22 protein-coding genes and 1 tRNA gene are annotated in these 25824 nt (G+C 68.3%); 12 read left to right on the top strand and 11 right to left on the bottom strand.

Annotation, left to right across the window (positions count from 1 at the left end):
• Positions 1 to 32 precede the first annotated feature (32 nt).
• Together AC07NI_RS15405 and AC07NI_RS15400 are read left to right on the top strand one after the other, a co-directional pair.
• Positions 33 to 1430, top strand: a complete 1398-nt coding sequence (locus tag AC07NI_RS15405; RefSeq protein WP_494620649.1) for a glycoside hydrolase family 47 protein — start codon at positions 33 to 35, stop codon at positions 1428 to 1430.
• A 138-nt stretch (positions 1431 to 1568) separates the two neighbouring features.
• Positions 1569 to 2570: a glycerophosphodiester phosphodiesterase family protein gene (locus AC07NI_RS15400; RefSeq protein WP_494620647.1), complete on the top strand. Its 1002-nt coding sequence runs from the start codon at positions 1569 to 1571 to the stop codon at positions 2568 to 2570.
• Here AC07NI_RS15400 and AC07NI_RS15395 read toward each other — a convergent pair.
• The 5 genes from AC07NI_RS15395 to AC07NI_RS15375 form a co-directional block, all read right to left on the bottom strand.
• Positions 2506 to 2961, bottom strand: coding sequence for a hypothetical protein (locus tag AC07NI_RS15395; RefSeq protein ID WP_494620645.1), 456 nt, complete (start codon positions 2959 to 2961; stop codon positions 2506 to 2508). The genes AC07NI_RS15400 and AC07NI_RS15395 overlap by 65 nt on opposite strands.
• 69 nt (positions 2962 to 3030) lie before the next feature.
• Positions 3031 to 3107 (bottom strand) — tRNA-Met (locus AC07NI_RS15390).
• A gap of 106 nt (positions 3108 to 3213) precedes the next feature.
• A complete protein-coding gene (locus tag AC07NI_RS15385) occupies positions 3214 to 4257 on the bottom strand; it encodes a glycosyltransferase (protein ID WP_494620643.1) in 1044 nt (347 codons plus the stop codon).
• Positions 4258 to 4328: 71 nt separating this feature from the next.
• A complete protein-coding gene (locus tag AC07NI_RS15380) occupies positions 4329 to 5453 on the bottom strand; it encodes an NAD(P)/FAD-dependent oxidoreductase (protein ID WP_494620641.1) in 1125 nt (374 codons plus the stop codon).
• Between the two features lie 8 nt (positions 5454 to 5461).
• On the bottom strand, positions 5462 to 5740 hold the full coding sequence (locus AC07NI_RS15375; RefSeq protein ID WP_494620639.1) for a hypothetical protein: 279 nt from the start codon (positions 5738 to 5740) through the stop codon (positions 5462 to 5464).
• Positions 5741 to 5843: 103 nt separating this feature from the next.
• Here AC07NI_RS15375 and AC07NI_RS15370 point away from each other — a divergent pair, with 103 nt between their 5' ends.
• Both AC07NI_RS15370 and AC07NI_RS15365 read left to right on the top strand, forming a co-directional pair.
• Positions 5844 to 6662 carry a TonB family protein gene (locus AC07NI_RS15370; RefSeq protein WP_494620637.1) on the top strand — a complete coding sequence of 273 codons (819 nt, stop codon included), beginning with the start codon at positions 5844 to 5846 and terminating at the stop codon, positions 6660 to 6662.
• Positions 6663 to 6708: 46 nt separating this feature from the next.
• Positions 6709 to 7206, top strand: coding sequence for a GNAT family N-acetyltransferase (locus AC07NI_RS15365; protein WP_494620635.1), 498 nt, complete (start codon positions 6709 to 6711; stop codon positions 7204 to 7206).
• On the opposite strand, the gene AC07NI_RS15360 is transcribed toward AC07NI_RS15365, so the two are convergent.
• Positions 7203 to 10634: an indolepyruvate ferredoxin oxidoreductase family protein gene (locus AC07NI_RS15360; protein ID WP_494620633.1), complete on the bottom strand. Its 3432-nt coding sequence runs from the start codon at positions 10632 to 10634 to the stop codon at positions 7203 to 7205. The two genes, AC07NI_RS15365 and AC07NI_RS15360, sit on opposite strands and share 4 nt — an antisense overlap.
• Positions 10635 to 10776: 142 nt before the next feature.
• Between AC07NI_RS15360 and AC07NI_RS15355 the strand changes: the two genes are divergently transcribed.
• The 6 genes from AC07NI_RS15355 to corA all read left to right on the top strand — a co-directional run bounded on the left by AC07NI_RS15355 (position 10777) and on the right by corA (position 16149).
• Positions 10777 to 11274 carry an Lrp/AsnC family transcriptional regulator gene (locus AC07NI_RS15355; protein WP_494620631.1) on the top strand — a complete coding sequence of 166 codons (498 nt, stop codon included), beginning with the start codon at positions 10777 to 10779 and terminating at the stop codon, positions 11272 to 11274.
• Between the two features lie 63 nt (positions 11275 to 11337).
• A complete protein-coding gene (locus tag AC07NI_RS15350; RefSeq protein ID WP_494620629.1) occupies positions 11338 to 12615 on the top strand; it encodes an MFS transporter in 1278 nt (425 codons plus the stop codon).
• 95 nt (positions 12616 to 12710) lie between these two features.
• A complete protein-coding gene (locus tag AC07NI_RS15345) occupies positions 12711 to 13604 on the top strand; it encodes a pirin family protein (protein WP_494620627.1) in 894 nt (297 codons plus the stop codon).
• A gap of 75 nt (positions 13605 to 13679) precedes the next feature.
• Positions 13680 to 13979, top strand: coding sequence for a hypothetical protein (locus tag AC07NI_RS15340; RefSeq protein ID WP_494620625.1), 300 nt, complete (start codon positions 13680 to 13682; stop codon positions 13977 to 13979).
• A 177-nt stretch (positions 13980 to 14156) separates the two neighbouring features.
• Positions 14157 to 15176, top strand: coding sequence for an adenosine deaminase (locus AC07NI_RS15335; protein ID WP_494620623.1), 1020 nt, complete (start codon positions 14157 to 14159; stop codon positions 15174 to 15176).
• A 4-nt stretch (positions 15177 to 15180) separates the two neighbouring features.
• A complete protein-coding gene (corA, locus tag AC07NI_RS15330) occupies positions 15181 to 16149 on the top strand; it encodes a magnesium/cobalt transporter CorA (RefSeq protein WP_494620621.1) in 969 nt (322 codons plus the stop codon).
• On the opposite strand, the gene AC07NI_RS15325 is transcribed toward corA, so the two are convergent.
• From AC07NI_RS15325 to AC07NI_RS15305, 5 genes are all read right to left on the bottom strand, one after another.
• Positions 16146 to 16619, bottom strand: coding sequence for a DUF2199 domain-containing protein (locus tag AC07NI_RS15325; RefSeq protein ID WP_494620619.1), 474 nt, complete (start codon positions 16617 to 16619; stop codon positions 16146 to 16148). The genes corA and AC07NI_RS15325 overlap by 4 nt on opposite strands.
• A gap of 52 nt (positions 16620 to 16671) precedes the next feature.
• A complete protein-coding gene (locus tag AC07NI_RS15320; RefSeq protein ID WP_494620617.1) occupies positions 16672 to 17655 on the bottom strand; it encodes a DegT/DnrJ/EryC1/StrS family aminotransferase in 984 nt (327 codons plus the stop codon).
• A gap of 115 nt (positions 17656 to 17770) precedes the next feature.
• Positions 17771 to 19309: a class I adenylate-forming enzyme family protein gene (locus AC07NI_RS15315; protein ID WP_494620615.1), complete on the bottom strand. Its 1539-nt coding sequence runs from the start codon at positions 19307 to 19309 to the stop codon at positions 17771 to 17773.
• A gap of 157 nt (positions 19310 to 19466) precedes the next feature.
• Positions 19467 to 21545: a 3-hydroxyacyl-CoA dehydrogenase NAD-binding domain-containing protein gene (locus AC07NI_RS15310; protein ID WP_494620613.1), complete on the bottom strand. Its 2079-nt coding sequence runs from the start codon at positions 21543 to 21545 to the stop codon at positions 19467 to 19469.
• Between the two features lie 412 nt (positions 21546 to 21957).
• Complete coding sequence (locus tag AC07NI_RS15305; protein WP_494620611.1) at positions 21958 to 23184, bottom strand: serine hydrolase domain-containing protein; 1227 nt, start codon at positions 23182 to 23184, stop codon at positions 21958 to 21960.
• A 134-nt stretch (positions 23185 to 23318) separates the two neighbouring features.
• Between AC07NI_RS15305 and AC07NI_RS15300 the strand changes: the two genes are divergently transcribed.
• Complete coding sequence (locus tag AC07NI_RS15300; protein WP_494620609.1) at positions 23319 to 25247, top strand: ATP-binding protein; 1929 nt, start codon at positions 23319 to 23321, stop codon at positions 25245 to 25247.
• A 61-nt stretch (positions 25248 to 25308) separates the two neighbouring features.
• The gene (locus AC07NI_RS15295; RefSeq protein WP_494620606.1) at positions 25309 to 25821 is read left to right on the top strand and encodes a glycine cleavage system transcriptional repressor; all 513 of its coding nucleotides are present in this window, start codon (positions 25309 to 25311) and stop codon (positions 25819 to 25821) included.
• Positions 25822 to 25824: the final 3 nt, after the last annotated feature.

Genomic DNA, 25824 nt, shown 5'->3' with positions numbered 1-25824 from the left:
CTGAAATTCTCGACCGCCGGTAGGCTGGCGCCATGACGCTCGCCCGACTCACCCGCCGCACCGCCTTCGCCACCCTCGCCGCCGCCGGCCTCGCGCCCGGCCTGGCCGCCGCTGCCGCCAAGGCTTCCAAGGAGGACTGGAAGGCGCTGGCCGCCGACGTCCGCAAGGAATTCCAGTGGGCCTGGCAGGGCTATGTCGCCAAGGCCTGGGGCAAGGACGAGATCAACCCCGTCAGCGGCACGGCCAGCAGCTTCTTCATCGAGGGCAATGACCTGGGCCTGTCGCTGGTCGAGGCGCTGGACACCCTGTGGATCATGGGCCTGGACGCCGAGTTCCAGGCCGGCGTCGACTGGGTGAAGACCTCGCTCAGCTTCGACATCAATGGCGAGGCCCAGGTCTTCGAGACCAATATCCGCCTGGTCGGCGGCCTGATCTCGGCCCACCTGGCCTGCGGCGATCCCGTGCTGCTGGCGAAAGCCAAGGACCTGGCCGACCGCCTGCTGAAGGCCTTCGACGCCTCGCCCTACGGCCTGCCCTGGCGCTATGTGAACCTGAAGACCGGCGCGGTCCGCGATCCCGAGACCAACCTCGCCGAGATCGGCACCTACATCACCGAGTTCGGCGTGCTCAGCCAGCTGACCGGCGACGACCGCTACTTCAAGGTCGCCAAGAAGGCGATGAAGCACGCGCTCGACAAGCGCTCGAAGATCGGCCTGATGGCCGCCAATATCGACGCCCGCACCGGCGAATGGACCAGCCGCGCCGCCAGCATCGATATCTATGCCGACAGCTTCTACGAATATCTGTGGGACGCCTGGGAGCTGTTCGGCGACGAGGACTGCAAACGCTGGGCCCAGGAGTGCACCGCCGCCCAGCTGGCCCACCAGGCCAAGCGCTATGACGGCCGCCTGTGGTTCCCCATGGTCGACTACGAGACCGGCGCGGTGCTGAACACGTCCCAGAGCGAGCTGGCCGCCTACTATGCCGGCCTGCTGGCCCAGGTCGGCTTCAAGAAGGAAGGCGACGACTACCTCGCCTCCTTCACCGAGATGCAGGCGACCTTCGGCGTCGTCCCGGAGTCGATCGACGTCGCCACTCGCCAGCCGCGCCGCAAGGCCACCGGCCTGCGTCCCGAATATGCCGACGCCTGCCTGAACCTGTGGCTGCTGGACCGCGACGACCGCTATCGCGCGCTGACGGCGATCCACTATCGGGAGATGAAGGCCACCAGCAAGGCGGCCTACGGCTACACGGCGCTGAAGGACATCACCACCAAGCCGATGACCCAGGGCGACAACTGCCCCGGCTACTGGTGGTCCGAGCAGATGAAGTACTACTACCTGATCTTCTCGGAAACGCCGCGCATCGACTACGCCAAGCTGCAGCTCTCCACCGAGGCCAATGTGCTGCGCGGTTTCCGCAAGGTTTAGGCCCGGCCGCCCGGACAAGTTGTCGCACCTGAAAGCGTGGGGCGGGCGCCGTCCCGCGACGTCATCCCATTGAGTCCGAACTGCCGCACGCCTGTTGCGTGAATCAGCGATGCAGCACTCGGCTCGGGGGATTGGATCATGCGACTTCCCACGTACGCGTTTGCACTGTCTCTGACGGTTCTGGCCGGTTCGGCGCACGCCGCCGACCTTCGGCAGCGGCTCTATGATCCAGCCGACGGCGTCATGGTGGTGGCCCACCGCGCCTGCCACGCCGCCGCCCCGTCGCGCGGTCTGGAGACCGTCGTTCCCGAGAACTCCATCGCCGCCCTGGAGCGCTGCATCGCCCTGGGCGTCGACGTCGTCGAGATCGATGTGCGCCGCACCCAGGACGGGGCCCTGGTCGTCATGCACGACGCCAAGGTCGACCGCACCACCACCGGCAAGGGCAAGGTCTCGGACCTGACCCTGGGCGAGCTCCAGGCCCTGCGTCTGAAGGCCGATGGCCAGGCCACCAACGCCCCGCCCCCGACCCTGGTCGCCTTCTTGAAGGCCGCGCGGGGCCGCATCCTGGTCAATCTCGACCTGAAGGAAGACGGCCCGCTGCCCAGCCAGGTCGCCCGCGTGGTGCACGACGTCGGCGCCGACGACTGGGTGCTGTTCAAGGCTCGAGCCGATCTGGGCGAAGCGCCGATCGCCGACCAGCCGCTCTACAAGAACCTGGCCTTCATGCCGATCGTCGGCGGCGGATCCGCGGATCAGCTGCGCGCGATCACCACCGCCCAGGCCTCCGGCGCGCGGACGATCCCCGCCATCGAGCTGGACGCCCTGAAGAAGGACGGCTTCACCGCCGTGCGCGACGCGGCCCGCGCCGCCCACGTCCGCGTCTGGACCAACAGCCTGAACGGCAAGGGCCTGAAGGGTCTGCGCGACGCGGCCGGCGACAGCCATGCCCTGAGCGATCCCGGCAAGGCCTGGGGCGGCCTGATCGCCGAGGGCGTCAGCGTCGTCCAGACCGACCATCCGGCGGCGTTGCTCGACTACCTGAACGGCCAAGGCTTGCGGGGCGCCGCGACGCTCACCGTCGCAGACGCGCGATCGTCTTCTCCAGAACCGCTCGCCGCTTCGCCCAGGAGTCGTTGAGCGTAGCGGCCTCGGCGTCGAGGTCGCGGCGCCGACGTTCCAGCTCGGCCTCGGCGTCACGCTGCTCGGCCTCGGCCGCCTTGAGCGCCGCTTCGGCTTCGGCCAGCGCCTTCTTCCGCTTAGCCTCGGCTTGATCGTTCGCCTTGGGCTTGGGCTTCGGCAGTTTCTCCACCGCCGACTTCAACCCACCCTCGGCCCGCCGGATCACCGCACCGGGCGCAGCCAACGCCGCCTTGGCGTCGGGCGCATCTAGCGCCTCCTCGGCCACGCCCTCCTTGAACAGATCCCGATCCGTCTCCCAAGCCGCCAAAGCCTTAGCCCGCGACGTCGCCGCCACCGTGTAGCGGTGGAACCCGTCGGACCACGTGAAGACTTTCAGCGCACGAGCCATGGGGCGTGAACGAGCGACGCTGAAGCGACGTTCCGAGACGTTGAATTGTAAGGAGAAAGTATTCCGTCCTGGTGGCGGGGGGCGGGATCGAACCGCCGACCTGTGGGTTATGAATCCACCGCTCTAACCATCTGAGCTACCCAGCCATAGCCAGGACGGACGGGGGTCATACTCCCAGGCGCGCTTCGCATCAAGCCTTAGAGTTGACGCGCGTCCGGCGGCGAAACCGAACACACTTTCGCCTGACGCACTTTACGAAAGCATTCCGTCCAAAGCTGCTTCCAAGCGCCGCGCCAGTTCGTCGGGGCCATATTCGCTCAGTACCAACGCGCGCGCCGCCGCGCCCAGGCGCTTGGCTGTGTCGCGGTCGCTGATCAGTTCGCCCAGGGCCTCGCCCAGGCGGTCGGGGTCGTCGTCGGGCACCAGGCGACCGGTGACGCCTTCCTTGAGGATCTCGACCGGGCCGTCGATCTCGGTGGCCACCACTGGCAGGCCGACCGCCATCGCCTCCAGCAGGGTCAGCGGGAAGCCCTCCTGGTGCGACGGGAAGGCGAAGAGGTCGCCGGTCGCCAGGAACGCGGCGACGTCATCTTTCCAACCGACCAGCTTCACGCACGGATCGAGGTCCAGCTCCTTGATCAGCGCCTCCAGGTCGGCGCGCTCGTCGCCCTCGCCGGCGATCTCGCAGGTGACGTCGAAGTCCCAGGCGCGCAGCTTGCCGACCGCGCGGATCAGGACGTCGAAGCCCTTCTTGGAATGCAGCCGGCCGGCGGCGACGATCTTCACCGGCTTGCCCTCTTGGGCGAAGGGGCTGGCCTGGACCTTGGGCGGCTGGACAGCGTTCTGGACGACGTGGACGTGATCGGCCGGCGCGCCGCGCTCCAGGGCCAGGTTGGCCAGGTGCTGGCCGACGCAGAGATAGTGGGTCCCGGGCGTGACGTCGAAGCTGGGCTTGTGCACGCAGACGGCCTGGATGACGTCGGCCGGGGCGGCCTTGGCGAACAGCCGCGCGGGGCGCTGGCCGTGGCTGAGGATGATCGCCGGCCTGGCCGAGCGGACCACCACCCGGGCCGCGCCCAGCGTGATCGGATCCCAGTCCGTGAAGGCCGGCATGACGGTCAGCGGCGGGGTCCGCCCGGCCTGCGCCGTCGCCATCTTGCCGCCCTTGCGCACCACGCCGATGCAGCGACCACCGCGCTTGGCGGCCCAGGCCTCCAGGATCGGCTGGTAGTCGAGGAACACCTGCTCCAGGCCGCCCAGCCCCTTGCCCAGCATGGCGTGCAGCAGGTTGGTCAAGGCGAACTCCAGGGGCGGCAATACGAGCGCGGCGGACCATCGGCGCGGGCCGATCCGGTGTCAACGCGAAGCTAGGCGGCGGGCTCCGCGAGCAGCCGGCTGGCGACCTCTTCGCCGATCGCCAACGAGCTGGTCAGGCCCGGGCTTTCGATGCCGAACAGGGCCATCAGGCCCTCGAACCCGTGGTCCTCGGCCCCACGCAGCTGGAAATCCGGCTGTGGCTCGTCGGGACCATGGATCTTGGGCCGCACGCCGGCATAGTCGGGCTGTAGCGCGCCTTCGGGCAGGCCCGGCCAGAACTTGCGGATATAGCCCGCGAACTCGCCGGCCTTGGTCGGGTCGATCGCATAGTTCGGCGCAGGGACATATTCCAGGTCCGGCCCGAACACCGCCTGGCCGCCCATGTCGTTGCGGTAGTGAGTGCCCAGCGCCCCGTGGATCGGCGGCGGATAAATCAAGCGCTGGAACGGCGCCTTGCCGGTCAGCCGGAAATAGACGCCCTTGCCGTAGTGGGCCTTGGGGATGTGGTCAGCCGGATAGCCCCCGATGCGGCCGGCGACGTCCTGCGACGACAGGCCCGGCGCGGTGACCAGCAGGCGGCAGGTCAGGCCGGTCGGATCGGCCCCGCCGGCGCGCACCGTGAAACCGCCGCCCGCCAGCGCCTCCGCGCCCTCGAACGGCGTCGACAGCACCACCGCCCCGCCGGCGGCCTCGATCTCACCGTGCAGGGCCAGCATGTAGTCGTGGCTGGCGAACACGCCGCTCTCCGGCGACAGCAGCGCCCTGTGGGCGTTGAGGCCGGGCTCCATCGCGCGAGCCTGGGCGCCGGTCAGCCGCTCCATGCCCTCGACATCGTTGGCCAGGGCCTGGTCCCAGATGTCGTCGAGGCGGGCGATCTCATCCTCGGACGTCGCCACCACCAGCTTGCCGCAGCGCTTGTAGGGAACGCCGTGCGCGTCGAGGAACGGATACAGCAGCCGCCGTCCCTGTACGCACAGCTTCGCCTTCAGCGATCCGGTCGGATAGTAGAGCCCGCCGTGGATGACCTCGGAATTGCGCGACGACACGCCCTGGCCGATGTGCGCCTCGGCCTCCAGCACGACGACGCTCAAGCCCCGCTTGGCCAGCGCGTAGCCGCAGGCCAGGCCTACGGCGCCCGCGCCGACGACCACCGCGTCGAAGTCGAACTCGGTCATGAGCGGGCTTAAGACCGCGCCTTCAGGTCCGCCAGCATGTCGGACAGCGAGCGCTTGCCGCCGACCCAGTCGGCGGGGTCCTGCGTCTCGACCACTTCGAGCTTGTCCAGCAAGGCCTCGAGCTTGTCCGGGCCGCCGACGATCTCGGCCGCGCGGCGGTAGTTCAGCTCGGCCAGTTCGGCCGCGACGCCCTCGTCCAGGGACGCGAATTCGCCCCGCTCGACTCGCGCCTGCAGGTCGGCGGCGTCCTCGGCGGTGAGGGTCACGGTCACGGGCGGCTTGTTCATGGCGAGGAACCTAGCACGAACCTCCATCCGCGCCAGACGGCTTGCCAAACGCATGCGTGGCTGCTCACCCTGAGATTGAGAGTCGCGGGGGCGTGTCGAAGTCATGAAATCCTGGGTTTTGATCGCCGTGGCGACGGCGTTGCTCGGCGGCGCGGCGAACGCGCAGGCGCTGCACCCGATTCCCAGCGACCCAAAGGGCGCCCTAGCCTGGCGCATGAAGCCCAACGGCGCCGACATCGCCGCGATCTATCCTCAGAAGGCCCAGCACGAGGAGAAGGCCGGCTGGGCGATCGTCGAGTGCCAGAGCCAGGCGAGCGGCGACCTGAAGGACTGCCGGCTGCTGGGCGAGGCCCCGGCGGACTACGGGTTCGGCGCCGCGGCGTTGAAGCTGACCTCGAAGTTCAAGCTGGATCCCAAGAAGAACGATCCGGCCGAGCTGGCGGGCGGTGTGGTGGCCATTCCGATCGTGCTGCTGACCCCGACGGGCGCGCCCGTGCCGCCGTTCGACGCCCTGGCCGGCGATCCGTCGGTCATGCTGACGCCGGCCACCAAGGGCGTCGCGCCCTGCCCCACCAAGGCCGAACCAGCTCAGACCTGCGGCGTCCACAAGTTCACCTGGGCCACGCGGCCGCGCATCGCCGAGACCGCCGCCCTGGTGCGCGGCGCGGCGGCCACGCCAGCCAGCACCACCGTACTCTGCCCGCTCGGCGAGACCTTGAAGCTGACCGGCTGCACGCTGACCGGCCCCGCCGATCCCAGCCAGATCACAGCGATGACCGGGCTGATCCCGCTGTTCACCGCGCCGACCCAGACCGACGACAAGGTCCCGACCCAGGGCGGCTTCGCCCTCGTCCAGTTCAACTGGGCGTCGCTGAAGCGCGCGGTTGAGGCCAGCGCGTTGACGACGCCGCAGCAGCCTTAGGGCGCGCCAGCAAGACGACGCGCCGCGGACCGGCTAACAAGGTGGCATGGATATCCGGACCGAGACCGCCGCCGACCATGACGCCATCACGCGGGTGCTCGAGACCGCCTTCGCCAGCGCCGCCCACGCCAGCGGGACCGAGGCCGCCATCGTTGAGCGCCTGCGGACCAGGCGCCGGCTGACCGTCTCGCTCGTGGCCGAGGAGGCCGGCGAGGTCATCGGCCATATCGCCTTCTCGCCGGTCACGATCGATGGTGAAGCGAAGGACTGGTACGGCCTGGGTCCGGTCGCCGTCCTGCCTGCCTTCCAGGGAAGCGGCGTCGGTCGACAGCTCGTCGAGCGCGGGCTGGAGGCCCTGCGCGCCCTCGGCGCCGAGGGCTGCGTCCTGCTCGGCCATCCGGCCTATTACGGCCGCTTCGGGTTCCGCAGCGGCCCCGAGCTGGTCTACCCAGGGCCGCCGGCCAAGTACTTCCAGAGCCTCACCCTGCGGACAGGCTCACGGGCGCAGGGCCTCGTCGCGTACGACGAGGCCTTCGAGCCCTAAGCCGCGCCCCACTGGGCCCACAGCTTGTCCTCGGCCGCCTTGGCGGTAACGACCGAGGCGTCCTTGACGTGGCCGTAGCCGCGGATCTGCTGCGGGATCTCGGCGATCTTCACCGCGAGCGGCAGGCTCTCCTTGGAGAGGCCGGCGGCCAGGCGGTCCAGGGTCGTCTCGTAGGACGCCATCAGGCCGCGCTCCATCCTGCGCTCCTCGGTGTGGCCGAAGAGGTCAAGGGCGCCGCCGCGCAGGCCCTTCATCTTGGCCATCATCGGGAAGGCGAGATCGAGCATCCAGCCGCCGAAGGCGATCTTCTTGGGCTTGCCGTCCGGGCCCTTGGGGGCCAGCAGCGGCGGGGAGAGCCAGACCTTGGCCTGGCCGCCCTTGAAGGTCCCGGCCAGCTCGGCCTTGAAGCGGCCGTCGGTGTAGAGGCGCGCGACCTCGTACTCGTCCTTGTAAGCCATCAGCTTGTAGAGGTTGACCGCCGCCGCGCGGGTAAGCGCTTCACCGCCGAGCGCGGCTTCAGCCGCGCGCACCTTGGCCACCTTGTCGGCGTAGCGCTGGGCGTAGGCGGCGTTCTGGTAAGCCGTGAGCTCGCCGATGCGATGGGCGATCAGCTCGTCCAGCGGCATGGTCTCGGGCGTCGGGGTCTTGTCTTCCTTGACCGCGATCGTGCTGGGGTCGTGGGCGACGCGGCGGCCCAGTTCGAAGGCCTGAAGGTTGGCCTCGGCGTCGACGCCGTTCAGCTTGATGGCGCGATAGAGGGCGCGGCTGGAGACCGGGATCACCCCGCGCTGCCAGGCGAAGCCGACCATGATCATGTTGGCGTAGATGGCGTCGCCGAACTCGGTTTCCGCCAGGCGTTGGGCCGGGCAGGCGTCGAAGGTGTTCGTGGCGCCGGCGACGCGGCGGGCCATGGCGTTGCTGTCGAACTTCACATCGCGGCTGGTGACGAAGTCGGCCGTCGGCGCGAAGTCACTGTTGCCGAAAGCCCGCGTGCGGTCCTTGGCGTACAGCGACAGGCCTTCCGGCGAAGCGGCCACCAGCAGGTCGCAGGCGATCAGCACGTCGGCGCTAGCGGCCGGCACGCGGCCGCCGACGATGGTCTCCTCGGTCTCGCCGATCTTGACGTGGCTGAACACCGAGCCGCCCTTCTGGGCGAGGCCCGTCATGTCCACCACGCTGCCGGCGCGGCCGTCGATGTGGGCGGCCATGGCCAGGATCGAGGCCACGGTGGTGACGCCGGTGCCGCCGACGCCCGTGAACAGGATCTTGCGCACGCCGGTCAGCGGCTCGAACTCGGGCAGCGGCGTCGACTCGGCGGTCAGGGCCGCCGGGGTCTTCTTGGACTGGGCGCTCTCGGCCCCTTCCAGGGTGATGAACGAGGGGCAGTAGCCCTCGACGCAAGAATAGTCCTGGTTACAGGACGACTGGTTGATCTTGCGCTTGCGGCCAAACTCGGTGGCCAGCGGCTCGACCGAGACGCAGTTGGACTTCACCGAGCAGTCGCCGCAGCCTTCGCAGACCAGCGGGTTGATGAAGACGCGCTTGGTCGCCTTGGGCATCGAGCCGCGCTTGCGGCGACGGCGCTTTTCAGTGGCGCAGGTCTGGTCGTAGAGCAGCACGGTCGTGCCGGGCGTCTCGCGCAGCATCTCCTGCACGCGCATCAGGTCCGAGCGCGGGAAGACCTCGACGCCGGGGGCGAGATCCGTGACGCCCTGATAGCGCTCCAGTTCATCGACGACGATGACGGTCTTGGTCACGCCTTCGGCCGCCAGTTGGCGGGTGATCTGGGCGGGGGTGAAGCCGCTCTCGGCGCGCTGGCCGCCGGTCATGGCGACGGCGTCGTTATAGAGCAGCTTGTAGGTGATGTTGGTCTTGGCCGCGACCGCGCCCCGGATCGCCAGCGAACCGGAGTGATTGTAGGTGCCGTCGCCCAGGTTCTGGAAGACGTGCTTCTCCGACGTGAACGGCGCCGCGCCGACCCAGGTCAGCCCCTCGCCGCCCATGTGGGTGTTGAGGTCGGTCATCGGGTCGTTGAACCCGGCCATGTAGTGGCAGCCGATGCCGGCCAGAGCCCGCGAGCCCTCGGGCAGCTTGGTCGAGGTGTTGTGCGGGCAGCCCGAGCAGAAGAACGGCTTGCGGGCCTGGTCGGCGGCCAGGCTGACGGCGGCGACGCCGGCGGCCGAGACGCGGTCCAGATAGGCGCGGGCCCGCTCCATGTGCGGGCCGTCGGGCAGACGGTCGTAGATGGCCAGCGCGATCTCGGCCACCGACAGGGCGCCCAGTTCCGACAGCAGCGGCGCGCCGCGTTCGTCGATCTTGCCGATGATGCGGGGCCGAGCTTGTGCGGGCAGATCATAAAGCGCGGCGCGAGCCTGGGGCTCGATCAGGCCGCGCTTGTGCTCGATGACCATCAGGGTCTCGAGGCCGGCGGCGAAGGCGCGCAGGCCCAGCGGCTCCAGCGGCCACGGCATGCCGACCTTATAGATGGAGACGCCCAGGTCGGCGGCTTCCTGCAAGGTCATGCCCATGGCCGTGAAGGCCTCCAGCACGTCCTTATAGGCCTGGCCCTGGCAGACGATGCCCAGGCGGGCCTTGCCGACACGGATGTGCGAGGCGCCCAGCACCACGCGGTCGATGTTGTTGGCGCGGGCGAAGGCCAGGGCCGCCGGGAGCTTGTGGAGCCGCATGCGCCGCTCCTTCTCCATCGGCTGGTCCTTTTGCCGGATGCCCAGACCGCCGGGCGGGAACGGGAAGTCGGGGGTCACCGCATGGTGGCGGTCCAGCGACACGTCGATGGTCACGCCCGAGTCCATGGTGTCGGCCAGGGCGATCATGCCCGTCCACAGGCCCGAGAACCGCGACATGGCGATGCCGAGAATGCCGTAGTCCAGCACCTCCTGGACGTCGGCCGGCGACAGCACCGGCATCTCGAAGTCCTGGAAGGCGAATTCCGATTGCGACGGCAGGGTCGAGGACTTGCAGCTGTGGTCGTCGCCGGCCACCGCCAGCACGCCGCCGGTCGGGAAGGTCCCGGCGAAATTGGCGTGCTTGAAGACGTCGCCGGTGCGGTCGACGCCGGGCGCCTTGCCGTACCACATGCCGAACACGCCATCATAAAGCGCGCCGGGGAACAGATTTGCCTGCTGGCTGCCCCACACGGCGGTGGCGGCGAGGTCCTCGTTGAGGCCTTCCTGGAAGACCACATCGTGCGCGGTCAGCAGTTTCTTGATGCGCGCGGCCTGCTGGTCGAGACCGCCCAGCGGCGAGCCGCGATAGCCCGACAGGTAGCCGCCGGTGTTCAGCCCGGCCAGGCGATCGAGACGCTTACGATCCAGCAAAACCCGGAGGAGAGCTTGCACGCCAGTGATGAAGGCGCGGCCATCTTCGAGCACATATTTGTCGTCTAGAGTGACTTCCGAGTGCCGCATGGCAAAAATTTTCCTCCTGGGTCTTCCCGCCCGTTACGCAATATCTTATAGAAGCGCGGAAATTGTTTGCCCAAGGCGTGCCCGACTCAGGCCCTCTTTGCGCAAAATTGGAGCGTCAACGCCCACTTGGGGGAGGAATTTCTTGTCCGAACAACTCGACGCCGTGGATGCCAAGATCCTCGATCTCATCCAACACGACGCCGGACTGTCTGTCGCCGAGATCGCCGAACGAGTCGGCCTCTCGTCCAGCCCGTGCTGGCGCCGGATCAAGCGCCTTGAAGACGCCGGCGTCATCCAGCGTCGCGTGACCATCCTGGACCGCGAGAAGCTGGGCCTGGGCTTCGAAGTCTATTGCACCGTCAAGCTGTCCCTTCCGACCAAGGATAATCTGGACACGTTCGAACAGGCGGTCGGCAAGTGGGCCGAGGTCGTGCAGTGCGCCACCGTCACCGGCGCCGCCGACTACGAGATGCGCATCGTCACCCGCGACATGCACGCCTTCGACGAATTCCTGCGCGAGAAGCTGCTGTCGCTGGGCCTGGTGTCCAACATCGAGAGCCGCATCGTCATCCGCGGCGTCAAGAACTCGACGGCCGTGCCGCTGGGCCTGGTCAGCCCGTACGTCAGCCCGCTGAGCTGAGACCCTAGGCGCGCGGTCGGGGGGCCGCGCGCTTAACATCCGACATCGAGAGGAGAGGCCAAGATGGCCGGATCGAGCGCCAACGGCGCGTCGACGCGACGCGTGCTGGCCGCTAGCCTGATCGGCACGGCGGTGGAGTTCTACGACTTCTATATCTACGCCACCGCCGCCTCGCTGGTGTTCGGGCCGCTGTTCTTCCCGTCCAGCTCGCCGGCCGCGCAACTGCTGGCCTCCTATGCCAGCCTCAGCGTCGCCTTCATCGCCCGGCCGCTGGGCTCGCTGGTGTTCGGCCACTTCGGCGATCGGATCGGCCGCAAGTCGACCTTGGTCGCCTCGCTGCTGATCATGGGCGGCTCGACCCTGGCCGTCGCCTTCCTGCCGACCTACGCCATGGCCGGCTGGATCGCGCCCTTCCTGCTGTGCCTGCTGCGCTTTGGCCAGGGCTTCGGCCTGGGCGGAGAGTGGGGCGGGGCTGCGCTGCTGGCGGTCGAGAACGCCCCGCCCGGCTGGCGCGCGCGCTTCGGCATGTTCCCGCAACTGGGCGCGCCCGTCGGCTTCATCGCCGCCAACGGCCTGTTCCTGATCCTCGGCGCGATCCTGAGCCCCGAGCAGTTCCAGGCCTGGGGCTGGCGGCTGCCGTTCCTGGGCAGCGCCGCGCTGGTGGGCGTGGGCCTGTGGATCCGCCTGAAGCTGACCGAGACCGCCGCCTTCCAGGCCGCCGCGCAAGAAGCCCCGCCGGCCCACGTTCCGGTCGCCGAGCTGATGCGCACCCATGCCCGTGAAGTCATCGGCGGCACCTTCGCCGTGGTGGCCTGCTTCGCGCTCTTCTACCTGACCACCGCCTTCTCGCTGGGCTATGGCGTCACGACCCTGGGCTATGGGCGGCAGGTGTTCCTGGGCGTGCTGCTCTTCGCCATCCTGTTCATGGCCGCCGGCATCGTCTGGGCCGGCTACTGGTCGGACGCGACCAGCCCGCGCCGGGTGCTGATGACCGGCTCGGTGCTGACCATCGTCGCCGGCGCGGCCCTGGCCCCGATGATGGGCGCCGGCTCGCTGTGGCTGATCGGCGCCTTCCTGTCGGCGGCCCTGGTGGTCATGGGCCTGGTCTACGGACCGCTGGGCGCCTGGCTGCCCAGCCTGTTCCCGGCCCGGGTGCGCTACACCGGCGCCTCGATCGCCTTCAATGTCGGCGGCGTCATCGGGGGCGGCATGACCCCCGCCATCGCCCAGGCCCTGGCCACCCACGGCGGGTTGAAGCTCGTGGGCCTGTATCTCGCCGGCGCCGGCGCGATCAGCCTGGTCGCCCTGCTGCCGCTGAAGAAGGCCGCCGACACGCTGTAGGGTTCAAAAACGCGAACCTTGCATTGCCGCCTTTGAACAAGACGAGGCGGTCTGGTCCCGGCTAAGCTCCTTTCATTCCTTCCCGGAGCCGACCCATGATCGACCTCGTCATCGAAGCCCGCCGCCACGACATCGGAAACTTCGAGGTCGGCCGCGTGCTGCCCTTCCACGCCAAGCGAATGGTCGGCCCGTTCACCTTCCTGGACCACATGGGTCCCGCCGAGTTCGCGCCGGGCTTCCCCAAGAGCGCCGACGTCCGCCCGCACCCGCACATCGGCCTGTCGACCCTGTCCTACCTGTTCCAGGGCGAGATCACCCACCGCGACAGCGTCGGCTCGCTGGCCGTGATCAAGCCGGGCGAGGTCAACTGGATGACCGCCGGCTCGGGCATCACCCACTCCGAACGCTTCGAGACCCTGCGTCGTCAGGGCGGCCGCATGGACGGCATGCAGGCCTGGATCGCCCTGCCCAAGGAATATGAAGAGGTCGACCCCAGCTTCAGCCACCACGAAGGCCCGGCCGAGCTGCCGTCCTACGAGAGCGGCGGGCTGAAGGCGCGGCTGATCGCCGGCGAGGCGTTCGGCGCCAAGGCCAGCGTGCCGGTGTTCTCGCCACTGTTCTATGTCCACTGGGAGCTGGAGCCAGGCACGATCGCGTCCCTGCCGGCCGAATATTCCGAGCGCGCGGCCTATGTCGCCGACGGCCGGGTCGAGGTCGACGGCCGCGAGCTCTCGGCCCTGCAGATGGCCGTCTTCGCGCCGGGCGACACCGTGGTCTTCAAGGCCCTGGAACGCTCGACCGTCATGCTGCTGGGCGGCGAGCCGATCGGCCCGCGCTTCATGGAGTGGAACTTCGTCTCCTCGTCCAAGGACCGCCTGGAGCAAGCCAAGGCCGACTGGAAGGCCGGCCGCATGAAGCTACCCGACCTGGACCACGACGAATTCATCCCCTTTCCGGAAGCCCCGCCCAAAGCGCCGCAGCCGATGTAGGCAAGCGCAACCGATCTGGCGCATCCGGATTATTCTCAGACCCGGCGCCAAGGCCGGACTTGGGAGAAGACGCTCATGCGTATCGTGACGATCGCGGCCGTGGCCGCTCTGGGCCTGACGGTCATGGCTTGCGAGAACAAGGCCGAAAAGGCCCAGGAAGCCACCACCGAAAGCGCCGCCGCCGCCAACTCGGCCGCCGCCGCCTCGCAAGCCGCCACCGACGCCGCCAACGCCACGGCTGACGCGGCCGCCGCCCCGACCGAGGCTTCGAAGGAAGCCGCCGGCGACGCCGCCGCCTCCGCGGGCGCCGCCGCCGAAAAGGCCGGCGACGAAGCCAAGAAGGCCGGCGAAAAGGCCAAGGACGCCGCGCACTAACTCTTCAAAGCTTCCCTCTCCCCTTGCGGGAGAGGGTGGCCCGCGCAGCGGGTCGGGTGAGGGGTCGCACGGCGCCGCCCAGAAACCCCTCATCCGTCAGCTTCGCTGACACCTTCTCCCGCAAGGGGAGAAGGAGACGGTTGAAACCGTCAGCGGCGAAGGCTCATAACAGCCTCCATGACCGACACCGCCTCCATCGACTTCGTCCGCGGCCTCCCGAAGGCCGAGCTTCACATGCACATCGAGGGCAGCCTTGAGCCCGAACTGATGTTCGAGCTGGCCCAGCGCAACGGCATCACCCTGCCCTTCGCCTCGGTCGAGGAGATCCGCGCGGCCTACGACTTCTCGAACCTGCAGGACTTCCTGGACATCTATTACCAGGGCGCGGGCGTCCTCCAGACCGCCGAGGACTTCAAGGACCTGGCCCTGGCCTATTTCAAGCGCTTGGCGGCCGACGGCGGGACCCACGCCGAGATTTTCTTCGACCCCCAGACCCACACCGATCGCGGCATCGCCTTCAGCGTCGTGATGGAAGGTCTGCTGGCCGGCATGGACGAGGCCGAGAAGACCCTAGGCGTCACCTCCAAGCTGATCCTCTGCTTCCTGCGCCACCTGTCGGAAGAGGCCGCCTTCGAGACGCTCGAACTGGCCAAGCCGTGGCTGAACAAGATCGTCGGTGTCGGCCTCGACAGCTCGGAGGTCGGCCACCCGCCGGCCAAGTTCGCCCGGGTTTTCCAGGCCTCGCGTGACCTGGGCCTCAAGATCGTCGCCCACGCCGGTGAGGAAGGCCCGCCGGGATATGTCTGGGAAGCCATCGACCTGGTGAAGGTCGACCGCATCGACCACGGCAACCGCGCCCTGGAAGACGAGGCCCTGACCCAGCGCCTGATCGCCGACGGAACCACCCTGACGGTCTGCCCGCTGTCGAACCTGAAGCTGTGCGGCGTGCCCAGCCTGGACGTGCACCCGTTGAAGAAGATGCTGAGCCTGGGCCTGAAGGCGACCGTGAACTCCGACGACCCGGCCTATTTCGGCGGCTACCTGCTGGAGAACTACATGGCCACCGCCGGCGCCGTGGGCCTGACGCGCGACGAGATCGTCACCCTGGCCAGGAACAGCTTCACCGGCTCGTTCCTGACCGAGGCCGAGAAAGCCGAACGGGTGGCCAAGGTCGAAGCCTACGCGGCGGCTCACTAGCCCTGTGAGCGTCGTCGCCGCCAGCGCCTATATCGCCGGCAAAGCCGTCCGCGCGCTCAGCCTGGACGATCCGGACAGCCTGGTCGCGCGCGACGGCGAGTTCGTCTGGATCGGCCTGGTGGAACCCGACGAGGCCGAGCTGCGCGTGCTGCAGCAGGCCTTCCACCTGCACCCGCTGGCGATCGAGGACGCGCTCAACGCTCGCCAGACGCCCAAGGTCGACGTCTATGGCGACCAGCTGTTCGTGGTGGCCAAGACCGCGCACCTGGACAACGACCGCATCGAATATGGCGAGACCGACTTCTTCGTCGGCCGTCGCCACCTGATCACCGTCCGCCACGGCTCGGCCCGCGCCCACACCGAGCTGCGCGCCCAGCTGGAAGCCGCCCCGGCCCTGCTGGGCCACGGCGTCGACTATGTGCTGCACGCGGTGCTGGACTTCATCGTCGACGGCTACATGCCGATCGTCGACCAGATCGAAGAAGACCTGATCGGCTTCGAGCGCCGGGCGCTGGACGCCTTCCTGACCCGCGCCGAGATCGCCCGCATCTTCACCCTTCGCCGGGCGCTGATGAAGTTCAAGAAGCTGCTGGGGCCCATGACCCAGGTGGTCAGCGCCCTGGAGCACCACGAGCTGCCCTGCATCGACAGCGAAGTGCGGCCCTATTTCCGCGACGTCCGCGACCACATCCAGCGCACCGAGATCCTGGTCGATAGCCTGCGCGAGGTGCTGACCTTCGTGTTCGAGATCAGCAGCCTGCTGGAACAGCAGCGCCAGGGCGTCATCACCCGCCAGCTGGCCGCCTGGGCCGCCATCCTGGCCGTGCCGACGGCGGTGGCCGGCATCTACGGCATGAACTTCGAGCACATGCCCGAGCTGAAGTGGCAGTACGGCTACTACGGCGTGCTGGCGGTGATCGTGGTGGTCTGCGGACTGCTGTACCGGCGGTTCAAGAAGACGGGCTGGCTCTAGCCCTCGCAGACTTCCAGGATCTCCCGATGCCGGGCGGCGTCGATGCCGTCGCGTTGTTCCTGGGCCAGGCGGCTCTTGTCGGTTTCCGACAGGGTCAGGGTCGGGCGTTCGTCGGGGTCCTGAAACTGGATCAGCAAGCGGGTGCCCAGCGTGCTTCCGGGATAGGGCGCGAGCTTGTTGGCCAGCTTGGCCGGGTGCGGCGGCTCCTCGCGGCCGTCGGCGTCATAGAGGTCGAGATAGCGCTCGAAGACCTCGGCCTCGACCTCGGCCCAGGCACCCCAGCCGAAATAGTCGTCGGTCCCCTTCAGGGGCACCGGCAGGATGCAGCGGATGAAGAAGCGGTCGCCCCATTGGCAGAGGTCGTCGCTGTAGCGGACCTGCTCGTCCTGGTCGGCCTCGGGCAGCGCCCAGACCTCGTCGGGCAACTCGAAGCCCCAGTCCAGGGACAGCTCTTGAGACTCGTCGGCCATCGCAACCTTCGGCGTGAGGATCAGCGCCGAATGACTAGGCGATTGCGTGGCCTTAGGCCACCGCGTCGCGCAGGGCGTCGCACAGGCGATCCAGGCTCTCGATGTCGAGGTTGGGATCGAGGGTGATGACCACGGTCGAGGCCGCCAGGTGGTCGGCGGTCGGGGTGTCGTCGGCGACCAGCGAGCGATCGCGCACCGAGCAGCTGGCGGGCACGCCCGCCGCCTGGAGCTTCCAAGCCACGGCGCCGGCGTCGTCGGTCGGCAGGGACAGGGCGCAGGTCTGCGAGATCCAGCTCATGCCCCAGCCCGGCTGGAAGCCGACGCCGCTGTCCAGCAGCAGGACGCGCAGTTGCTGGGCGGTGCCGCACAGGCGCTGGCGCAGGCCCGGCCAGGCGGCCAGGCCGTCTTCACCGGCGAAGGGCGCGGCTTCGATGGCGTTGATGGCGGTGGCGTCCTCGCAGGCGACGAACACGCCCTGCCCGCTCGGCAGGCCGACCAGGACCGGAACTGGAGCCTCCATGACCACGTCAAAGGCGCTGGCGGCGTCGACCAGGATCGGCAGGCCGGTCTCGGCGCGGAAGGCGGCCCAGGCCCTCATGTCGGGGGCGCGGCCGTGGGCGGCGGCGGGGACGATGGCTTCCAGCGGACCGGGCGCCTCGGGCAGGCGGGCGCGCAGGTGGCCGGTGTCGAACATGGCGCTGAACGGGTCGACATCGACCAGCCAGGCCTTGAGGCCGGCCGCGGCGACGCCGGCCAGGGTCTCGGGATCGGCCAGGGCGGAGACGACGCAGACGCCGCCTTCGCGGACGCCCAGCGCCTTCAGCGCGGCGGCGGTGGCCTCGACACGGTCCGCGAAACTACGAATGGCGACAGGGCGGGCGAAGCGGGCGGCAAGACGCTGGTCGAGGTCCGCGCTATGGCCAGCGACGCCCAGGGCGGCAGCCACGGCGTCGAAGTCGATCGGCGCACCGGAGGCGCGGACGAACGTCTTCCCCTGGGAAGCGATGATCGGAGCAGCGGCGGGCTTCGGGAGCATTTCGGACGCATTCCACGACGAACCGGGCGACCTCCATGGCCGCACCATATGGTTAAGCAACCGTATTCATCGATTCCACTTGGCCTAATGTGGCGCGCCGTCGCGGCAAAAAAGTCTAGGCGGTAGGCTCTTTTTGCCACTGATCCCGCAGTTCGCGCTTCAGGACCTTGCCGATGTGGCTGCGCGGCAGGCTCTCGACGATCCGCACATCGGCCAGTCTTTGGGTCTTGCCGACCTGGCCGTTGACGAAGGTCTTGATCGCCTCGGCGTCGGCGCCGCCCTTCACGGCCACGAAGGCCACCGGGGTCTCGCCCCAGGCGTCCGACGGCACCCCGACCACCGCCGCCTCAACCACGGCCGGATGCTGGACCAGCACCGCTTCGAGGTCGGACGGATAGATGTTGAAGCCGCCGCTGATGATCATGTCCTTCTTGCGATCCATCAGGGTCAGGAACCCCTCTTCGTCGAAGCGGCCGACATCGCCCGTGCGGATGAAGCTCCAGCCCTCGGGCGAGGTCCAAGTGGCCTCGGCGGTCTTGTCCGGGCGGCCGTGATAGCCGTTCATCATGCCGGCCGAGCGGCCGACGATCTCGCCGACCACGCCGGGGCCGACCTGGACGCCGTCCTCGTCGATCAGGCGGATGTCGTGGCCCGGCGCGGGCTGGCCGACCGTGTGCAGCTTGTCCGGATGCTCGTGGGCGATGAGGATGCAGGTGCCGCCGCCTTCGGTCATGCCGAAATACTCGACCAGGCCGCCGGGCCAGCGCTGCAGCACCTGGGCCTTCAGCTCGGCCGAGAACGGGGCGCTGGTGCAGAACTTCAGGTGCGTGGACGACAGGTCGTAGCTGTCGAAGTCCGGCCGCTCCATCAGGCGGCGGTACTGCACCGGCACCAGCATGGTGTGGGTCATGCGGTGTTTCTGGGCCAGCTCCAGATATTTGCCGGCGTCGAACTTCTTCATCAGCACGACCGTGCCGCCGCCCGCGAGCGTGGGGAAGAAGCAGACCAGGGTGGTGTTGGAATAGAGCGGGGTCGACAGGACGGACACCGCCGTCTGGCCGTAGCCGACCGCGTCGCCGCGGAAGACGTGCTTCCAGCGCATGCCGTGCGACTGGACGATGCCCTTGGGTGTGCCGGTCGTGCCGCTGGAATAGATGATGTTGAACGGGTGCTCAGGACCGATGGCGACGGGCGCGGGCTTGGCGCCCTCGGGGGCCAGCCAGGCGTCGAAGGCGTCGGTGTCGAAGCGGATGTGGCGGACCGGGATCGGCGCGGGCTTCTGGGCCTCTTCGACGCCGGCGTCGAGGAAGAACAGCTTGGCCCCACAGTCGGCGACCATGCCGGCGATGGCGTCGGGCGTCGAGGACGGGGCGATCGGGGCGACGGCGACGCCGGCGCGGAGGCCGCCGAGGAACAGCGCCGCGTAGGGGATCGACGACAGGGCGCAGACGGCGACCGCTTCACCGGGGTTGACGCCGTCACGCTGGAGGGCGGCGGCGACGCGATCGGTCAGGGCGTCGAGCTGGGCGTAGGTCACCGCCTCGCCGGTCTCCATGATCACGGCCGGATGGTCGGGGGCTTCTTCCGCGCGAGCGCGGAGGATGTCGCCCATCACGCCGTAGTCGGCGGAGATCATGGCGGCGATGGTGGTCATGTCTACTTCCTCAAACGCAACAACGCTTGTCATCCCGGAAGCCTCGCAGAGGCTGTCCGGGACCCAGGGGCCAAGCCCAGTGCGGCGGCCCCTGGGTCCCGGCTCTCCGCTTCGCTGCGGCCGGGATGACAAGCTATTTTGAGATCAAACGGCGACGCTAAGCGTCCTTGAACCCCTTGCCCTCGGCCACCAGCCGCTCCAGCAGCGCCGACGGCTTGAAGTCGTCGCCGTGCTTCTCCTGGAACGCCTTCATCCCCGCCAGCACCTTATCCAGGCCGACCAGTTCGCCCCAGAACATCGGGCCGCCGCGATAGACCGGCCAGCCGTAGCCGTTGATCCAGACGATATCGATGTCGGACGCCCGGATGGCCTTGCCCTCTTCCAGGATCTTCGCGCCTTCGTTGACCATCGGATACAGGCAGCGCTCCAGGATCTCCTGGTCGCTGATCTCGCGGCGCTGGATCTGGCGCTTCTCGGCGAAGTCGCGGATCACCTGCTCGACTTCGGCGCTGGGCTTGGCGTTGCGGTTCTCGTCGTAGTCGTAGAAGCCCTTGCCGTTCTTCTGGCCGCGACGGTCCATCTCGCACAGCACCTCACGGACGGTCGAGGACGAGGTCTTGGCCGGGTCCCAACCGATGTCGAGGCCGGCCAGGTCGCTCATCGCGAACGGGCCCATCGGCAGGCCGAAGTCGTACAGCACGCGGTCGACGTCCCAGGGCATGGCGCCTTCCAGGATCAGCTTCTGGGCCTCGCGCTGGCGCTGGGCCAGCATGCGGTTGCCGACGAAGCCGTGGCAGTTGCCGACCAGCACCGCGACCTTGCCGATCTTCTTGCCGATTTGCATCGAGGTGGCGATCACCGACTTGTCGGTCTTGGCGCCCCGGACGATCTCCAGCAGGCGCATGACATTGGCCGGCGAGAAGAAGTGCAGGCCGATCACGCTCTCCGGCCGCGAGGTCGAGGCGGCGATCACGTCGATGTCGAGATACGAGGTGTTCGAGGCCAGGATCGCGCCCGGCTTGGCGATCTTGTCCAGCTTGCCGAAGACTTCCTTCTTGATCTCCATCAGCTCGAACACGGCCTCGATGATCAGGTCGCAGTCGGCCAGGTCCTCCAGGTTCATCGACGGCGTCAGCAGGCCCATGCGCTTTTCGACGTCGTCCTGGGTCAGGCGGCCCTTCTTGGCGGTGTTCTCGTAGTTCTTGCGGATGATCCCGACGCCGCGCTCCAGGTTCTCCTGTTTGGCCTCGATGATCGTCACCGGGATGCCGGCGTTGAGGAAGTTCATCGAGATGCCGCCGCCCATGGTGCCGGCGCCGATGACGCCGACCTTCTTGACGGGGATGATGGCGGTGTCATCCGGCACGTCGGGGATCTTGGCGGCCTGGCGCTCGGCGAAGAACACGTAGCGCTGGGCGGCCGACTGCGTGCCGGTCATCAGCTCCATGAACAGGCGCCGCTCTTCCTTGAGGCCTTCCTCGAAGGGCAGGTTCACCGCCGCCTCGATGCACTTGATGTTGTTCTCCGGGGCCATGAAGCCGCGGAACTTCTTGGCGTTGGCCTTGCGGAAGTCGGCGAAGATCTCGGGCTTGCCGCGCGCGGCCTCGACCTTGTCGTTCAGCTCGCGGACCTTGTTCAGCGGGCGGTCCTCGGCCAGCACCACGCGGGCGAAGGCGATGGCCCCGTCGCGCAGCGCGCCTTCCTCGACCAGCGAGTCGAACAGGCCCATGGCCAGCGCCGCCTTGGCCGGCACGTGCTGGCCGCTGGTCACCATCTCCAGCGCTTTCTCGACACCGACGATGCGCGGCAGGCGCTGAGTGCCGCCGGCGCCCGGCAGCAGGCCGATGTTCACTTCGGGCAATCCGGCTTTCGCGGACGGCACGGCGACGCGGTAGTGGGCGACCAACGCCACTTCCAAGCCACCGCCCAGCACCGTGCCATGGATCGCGGCGACCACGGGTTTCGGCGAATTCTCGATGACGTTCTGGACGTCCTGCAGGCTGGGGCCGGTCATGGCCTTGCCGAACTCGGTGATGTCGGCGCCGGCGATGAAGGTCTTGCCCTCGCAGATCAGCACGATCGCCTGCACGGCCGGATCGGCGATGGCCGCGTCGAACGCGCCCTTCAGGCCCTCGCGGACGGCGGCCGACAGCGCGTTGACGGGAGGCGAGTTCAGCGTGACGACGCCGATGTCGCCTTCGACGGTAAGATCGGTGACGGCGTTGATCGCGGCCATGCGGCTTCCACCCCTGTTTTTGTAGTTTGAACGGTTGTTTGAAGCAGCCTGCTGCGCCCAGGCCAAGATGTCCAGACCTCCGTGACGGCGCCTGCGGATCGAGCACGGCCCGTTGACGGATTTCGCTGCATACTACAAATTCGAAATCACGGTTTCAGCCGAGATCATCCGTGGGGGTGGATGCGGTGTCGAGGGGCTGCTCGACGCCGCATTTACCTACAATTCCAGAGAGAATGATCCGCGCTGGGGAGGGCGTTCGCGAGAAGTCATGGGCTTTGGACGCGCCTTGCACGCGTCCTGACGTTTCGAAGTCGGTGAAATCCGCGAGCGTGACGTATTGCTCGCAATGCGTCGGACTTTGGTAAAGCGCAACTCGGCGCGGGAGCCGCCTCCCGCGCCGTTTTCTTGCGTCTTAGCCCGCCGCGTCCGTGAAGCTGGAATACACCAGCGTCCGCAGTTCCCGCCGGATCGGATACGACGTAGACGGCATCAGCTGGGTCATGAACACCACCGCCAGGTCCTCGACCGGGTCGATCCAGAACGCCGTCGAGGCCATGCCGCCCCAGAAGTATTCGCCGTGCGAGCCCAGGTTCTTGGTCCGGGCCTGGTCGACGGTCATGGCGAAGCCGAGGCCGAAGCCCAGCCCCTCGAACACCGCCTCGCTGAACAGCGACTTCGACGCCTGCACCAGCTCCTGGCCGCCCGGCAGGTGGTTCATGGTCATCAGCTTGATGGTCTTGGGGCTGAGCAGCCGCGCGCCGTCCAGCTCGCCGCCGTTCAGCAGCATGCGGCAGAAGCGCATGTAGTCGTCGGCGGTCGAGACCAGACCGCCGCCGCCGGACTTCACCGACGGGTCCTTGAGGAACCTGCTCTTCTCCGGATCGTCCTGCAGCACGATCCGGCCCGACGGCGTCAGGGCGTAGCAGGCGGTGAAGCGGTCGCGCTGGCCTTCCGGGACGAAGAAGCCGGTGTCGATCATCTTCAGCGGATCGAAGATGCGGGTCTTCAGGAAGACGTCGAACGGCATCCCCGAGATCTTCTCGACCAGATAGCCCAGCACGTCGGTCGAGACCGAATAGTTCCAGGCCGTGCCCGGCGAGAACTCCAGCGGCACGGCCCCCAGGGTGTCGACGAAGGCCTGCAGGCCGCCCTCGCTGTCGACGCCGTCCAGCTTCAGCTTGCGATAGGCCGCATCGACATTGGTCCGCTGCTGGAAGCCGTAGGTCAGGCCCGACGTGTGCCGCAACAGGTCGATCGTCCGCATCGGCTCGGCCGTGCGCGAGGACTGGAACGCGCCCTCGACCCCGGCGGCGAACACGCCCAGATCGCGCCAGGCCGGGATGAAGCGGTGCACCGGATCGTCCAGCGACACCAGCCCGTCCTCGACCAGCATCATGAAGGCCACGCTCGTGACCGGCTTGGTCATCGAGTAGATTCGGAACAGGCTGTCGGCCTGCAGCGGTTTTGCCCGCTCGACATCGGCGCTCCCCAGCACCGAGCTATAGGCCAGCTGCCCCCGCCGCCAGACTTGAGTCAGGGCGCAGGGCAGTTTTCCGGTGTCGATATACTTGGACTGGATGAAGCTATCGATGCGCTTCAGTCGATCACTCGACAGTCCCACGGCTTCTGGCGTACTCAAAATCCTGGCCTCCCCTTCCGACCTTTTGCGGTCGTGCTTGCGTACCGTTGGATCGAATTCGGAAGCCGGCCATTTTGCCGCAACGTAAACTTTACCCGATCCTGCGAGTATCGATTGAAGACGAGGAAATGGGGATGGGCAAGACCTTGGACAGCGAGGCAGCCTCCACAATCGAAGCCGCGGCCGCTGACTGGTTCTTCCAGAGCAGCCTCGACCTGTTCGTCGTCCTGCGGAACGACGCCATCGTCCGCGTCAATCCGGCCTGGACCGACCTGACCGGCTGGACGGCCGAAGAGACCCTGGGCCGGCCGATCCGCGACTTCTTCCACCTGCACGACACCGAGGTCATCCAGGGCATCGCCGCGTCCCTGCGCACGGTCGGCCATGCCCGCGCCGAGCACCGCCTGGCCCGCAAGGGCGGCGGCTGGCTGTGGGTGCGGTCGCAGTCCAAGACCCTGCCGGGGGCCGAGGGCGACGATGGCCTGCTGATCGTCTTCAAGGACCACAGCGAGGACCGGGCTCGCGAGATTTCCCGCCAGCAGGCCGAGCGCTCCAACGAGCTGATCCGCACCGAGGCCGGCGTCTATGTCTGGCGCTTCAACCCGCGCAAGGGCGTCTACGTCTTCGAGCAGGACATCCCCACGCCCAGCTCGCCGCAGGGCGGGGTGCGGATCATGACGGTCAGCGAGATGACGATGTCGATCCACGCCGAGGATCGCGAGCGGGTCTGGGAGGCGTTCTCCCACACCCTGCGCACCGGCGAGCATCGGGTGATCGACTACCGCTACCTGGATCCGGCCAGCAACCAGTGGGCCCACATGCACTGCGGCTGGCGCGGCGTGCGCGGCTCCAGCCCCGACGCCTGGGACGTGATCGGCATCAGCCAGAACGTCACCGAGCTGGTCGAGGCCCGCGACGCGGCCCTCTCGGCCGCCGAAACCAAGAGCCAGTTCCTGGCCAATATGAGCCACGAGATCCGCACCCCGATGAACGGCGTGCTGGGCGTGCTGCACCTGCTGAAGAACGAGAAGCTGACCGACGACGGCCGCCGCCTGCTGAACGAGGCCCTGGGCTGCGGCGAGATGCTGTCGGAGCTGCTGAACGACATCATCGACTTCTCGAAGATCGAGGCCGGCAAGCTGGAGCTGGCCGCCGAACCCGTCGATCCCGCCGACCTACTGGCCGGCGTCGCCGACATGCTGCGGCCGCAGGCGGAGGCCAAGGGTCTCTATCTGCGTGTCGAGGCGCCGGGCGACCTGGGCTGGGCGGCCACCGACCCGCTGCGCCTGCGCCAGGCCCTGTTCAACCTGCTGGGCAACGCGGTGAAGTTCACCCTGCAGGGCGGCGTTGTGGCGCGGCTCTCGGGCGTGCGGACAGACGACAAGCTGCGCCTGCGGTTCGAGATCACCGACACCGGCGTCGGCATCGACGAAGAAGCCGGCAAGAGCCTGTTCGAGCGCTTCCGGCAGGGCGATGGCTCGACCACCCGCCGGTTCGGCGGCTCGGGCCTGGGCCTGTCGATCAGCCGCCGCCTGGCCGAGCTGATGGGCGGCGAGATCGGCTTCGAGAGCGAACTGGGCCAGGGCTCGACGTTCTGGCTGGAGGTCGAGGCCGACGCCTGCGCCGCACCCGCCGCCCATATCGACGAAGCCGACACCCCGCTGTTCGAAGGCCTGCGCGTGCTGCTGGTCGAGGACAACGCCACCAATCGCCTGATCGCCAGCCGCATGCTGGAGGCCATGGGCGCGCGGGTGACCACCGCCGAGGACGGCGTCCAGGGCGTGGCGGCGGCCCGCGAGGGCTACGACCTGATCCTGATGGACATCCAGATGCCGGTCATGGACGGGATCGAGGCCACCCAACGCATCCGCGCCCTGCCCGGCCCCGCCGGCGCCATGCCGATCCTGGCCATGACCGCCAACGCCCTGGCCCACCAGCAGGCCAGCTACCTGGCCGCCGGCATGGATGGGGCGATCGCCAAGCCGCTGTCGCCGCTGGCCCTGACCCAAGCCATCGTCCGGGCCCTGACGGCCGAGCCGTCGGCCGCGCTGAAAGCCTCCTGATCGGGATTGCCGTAGCAGGCGTGATGCGCTTGGTTGCGGCCACCTTTTCCGGAGACGCCCGATGGCCCTGTTGATCCTGAGTGTTGTCGGCAGCGACCGGCCCGGCCTGACCCAGGCCATCGCCAGCGCGGTGCTGTCGGCCGGCGGCAACTGGCTGGAAAGCCATCTCAGCCAACTGGGCGGCCTCTATGTCGGCTCGGTGCTGGTCGAGGCTGGCGACGTCGACGCCCTGCGCGCCGCCGTCAGCGCGGTGGACGCCCAAGGGCTCGAGGTGCGGATCGCGCCGGCCGTCGAGACGCCCGGTCCCGAGGGCCAGCTCGTCGCCTTCAGCCTGGTCGGCCAGGACCAGCCCGGCATCGTCCACCAGGTCACCGCCGTGCTGAGCGGCCTGGGCGCCAATATCGAGGCCCTCGACACCCGTCTCAGCGTCGAGCCCCACTCCGGCGCGCCGCTGTTCCACCTGGACGCCCGCCTGCGCCTGCCGCCGCCCCTTCAGGCCGAGGCGGTCAAGACGGCGCTGGAGGACATCTCGGCCGAGATCATGGTCGACATCTCGCTGACCCCGGCCGATTAGGGC

This window comes from Caulobacter sp. GW821-FHT10E02 (assembly GCF_059415225.1).
Note: the sequence above shows the minus strand (reverse complement) of the source record. Positions and strands in the feature narration are given on the sequence as shown.

What these genes read in the sequence shown, in the direction of transcription:
- AC07NI_RS15365 (WP_494620635.1), top strand. Translation starts at nt 6,709, where the DNA reads ATGGATATCCGGACCGAGACCGCCGCCGACCATGACGCCATCACGCGG.
- AC07NI_RS15295 (WP_494620606.1), top strand. Translation starts at nt 25,309, where the DNA reads ATGGCCCTGTTGATCCTGAGTGTTGTCGGCAGCGACCGGCCCGGCCTG.
- AC07NI_RS15400 (WP_494620647.1), top strand. Translation starts at nt 1,569, where the DNA reads ATGCGACTTCCCACGTACGCGTTTGCACTGTCTCTGACGGTTCTGGCC.
- AC07NI_RS15350 (WP_494620629.1), top strand. Translation starts at nt 11,338, where the DNA reads ATGGCCGGATCGAGCGCCAACGGCGCGTCGACGCGACGCGTGCTGGCC.
- AC07NI_RS15310 (WP_494620613.1), bottom strand. Translation starts at nt 21,545, where the DNA reads ATGGCCGCGATCAACGCCGTCACCGATCTTACCGTCGAAGGCGACATC.
- AC07NI_RS15325 (WP_494620619.1), bottom strand. Translation starts at nt 16,619, where the DNA reads ATGGCCGACGAGTCTCAAGAGCTGTCCCTGGACTGGGGCTTCGAGTTG.
- AC07NI_RS15370 (WP_494620637.1), top strand. Translation starts at nt 5,844, where the DNA reads ATGAAATCCTGGGTTTTGATCGCCGTGGCGACGGCGTTGCTCGGCGGC.
- AC07NI_RS15360 (WP_494620633.1), bottom strand. Translation starts at nt 10,634, where the DNA reads ATGCGGCACTCGGAAGTCACTCTAGACGACAAATATGTGCTCGAAGAT.
- AC07NI_RS15300 (WP_494620609.1), top strand. Translation starts at nt 23,319, where the DNA reads ATGGGCAAGACCTTGGACAGCGAGGCAGCCTCCACAATCGAAGCCGCG.
- AC07NI_RS15320 (WP_494620617.1), bottom strand. Translation starts at nt 17,655, where the DNA reads ATGCTCCCGAAGCCCGCCGCTGCTCCGATCATCGCTTCCCAGGGGAAG.
- AC07NI_RS15335 (WP_494620623.1), top strand. Translation starts at nt 14,157, where the DNA reads ATGACCGACACCGCCTCCATCGACTTCGTCCGCGGCCTCCCGAAGGCC.
- AC07NI_RS15340 (WP_494620625.1), top strand. Translation starts at nt 13,680, where the DNA reads ATGCGTATCGTGACGATCGCGGCCGTGGCCGCTCTGGGCCTGACGGTC.
- AC07NI_RS15375 (WP_494620639.1), bottom strand. Translation starts at nt 5,740, where the DNA reads ATGAACAAGCCGCCCGTGACCGTGACCCTCACCGCCGAGGACGCCGCC.
- AC07NI_RS15345 (WP_494620627.1), top strand. Translation starts at nt 12,711, where the DNA reads ATGATCGACCTCGTCATCGAAGCCCGCCGCCACGACATCGGAAACTTC.
- AC07NI_RS15380 (WP_494620641.1), bottom strand. Translation starts at nt 5,453, where the DNA reads ATGACCGAGTTCGACTTCGACGCGGTGGTCGTCGGCGCGGGCGCCGTA.
- AC07NI_RS15405 (WP_494620649.1), top strand. Translation starts at nt 33, where the DNA reads ATGACGCTCGCCCGACTCACCCGCCGCACCGCCTTCGCCACCCTCGCC.
- AC07NI_RS15395 (WP_494620645.1), bottom strand. Translation starts at nt 2,961, where the DNA reads ATGGCTCGTGCGCTGAAAGTCTTCACGTGGTCCGACGGGTTCCACCGC.
- AC07NI_RS15315 (WP_494620615.1), bottom strand. Translation starts at nt 19,309, where the DNA reads ATGACCACCATCGCCGCCATGATCTCCGCCGACTACGGCGTGATGGGC.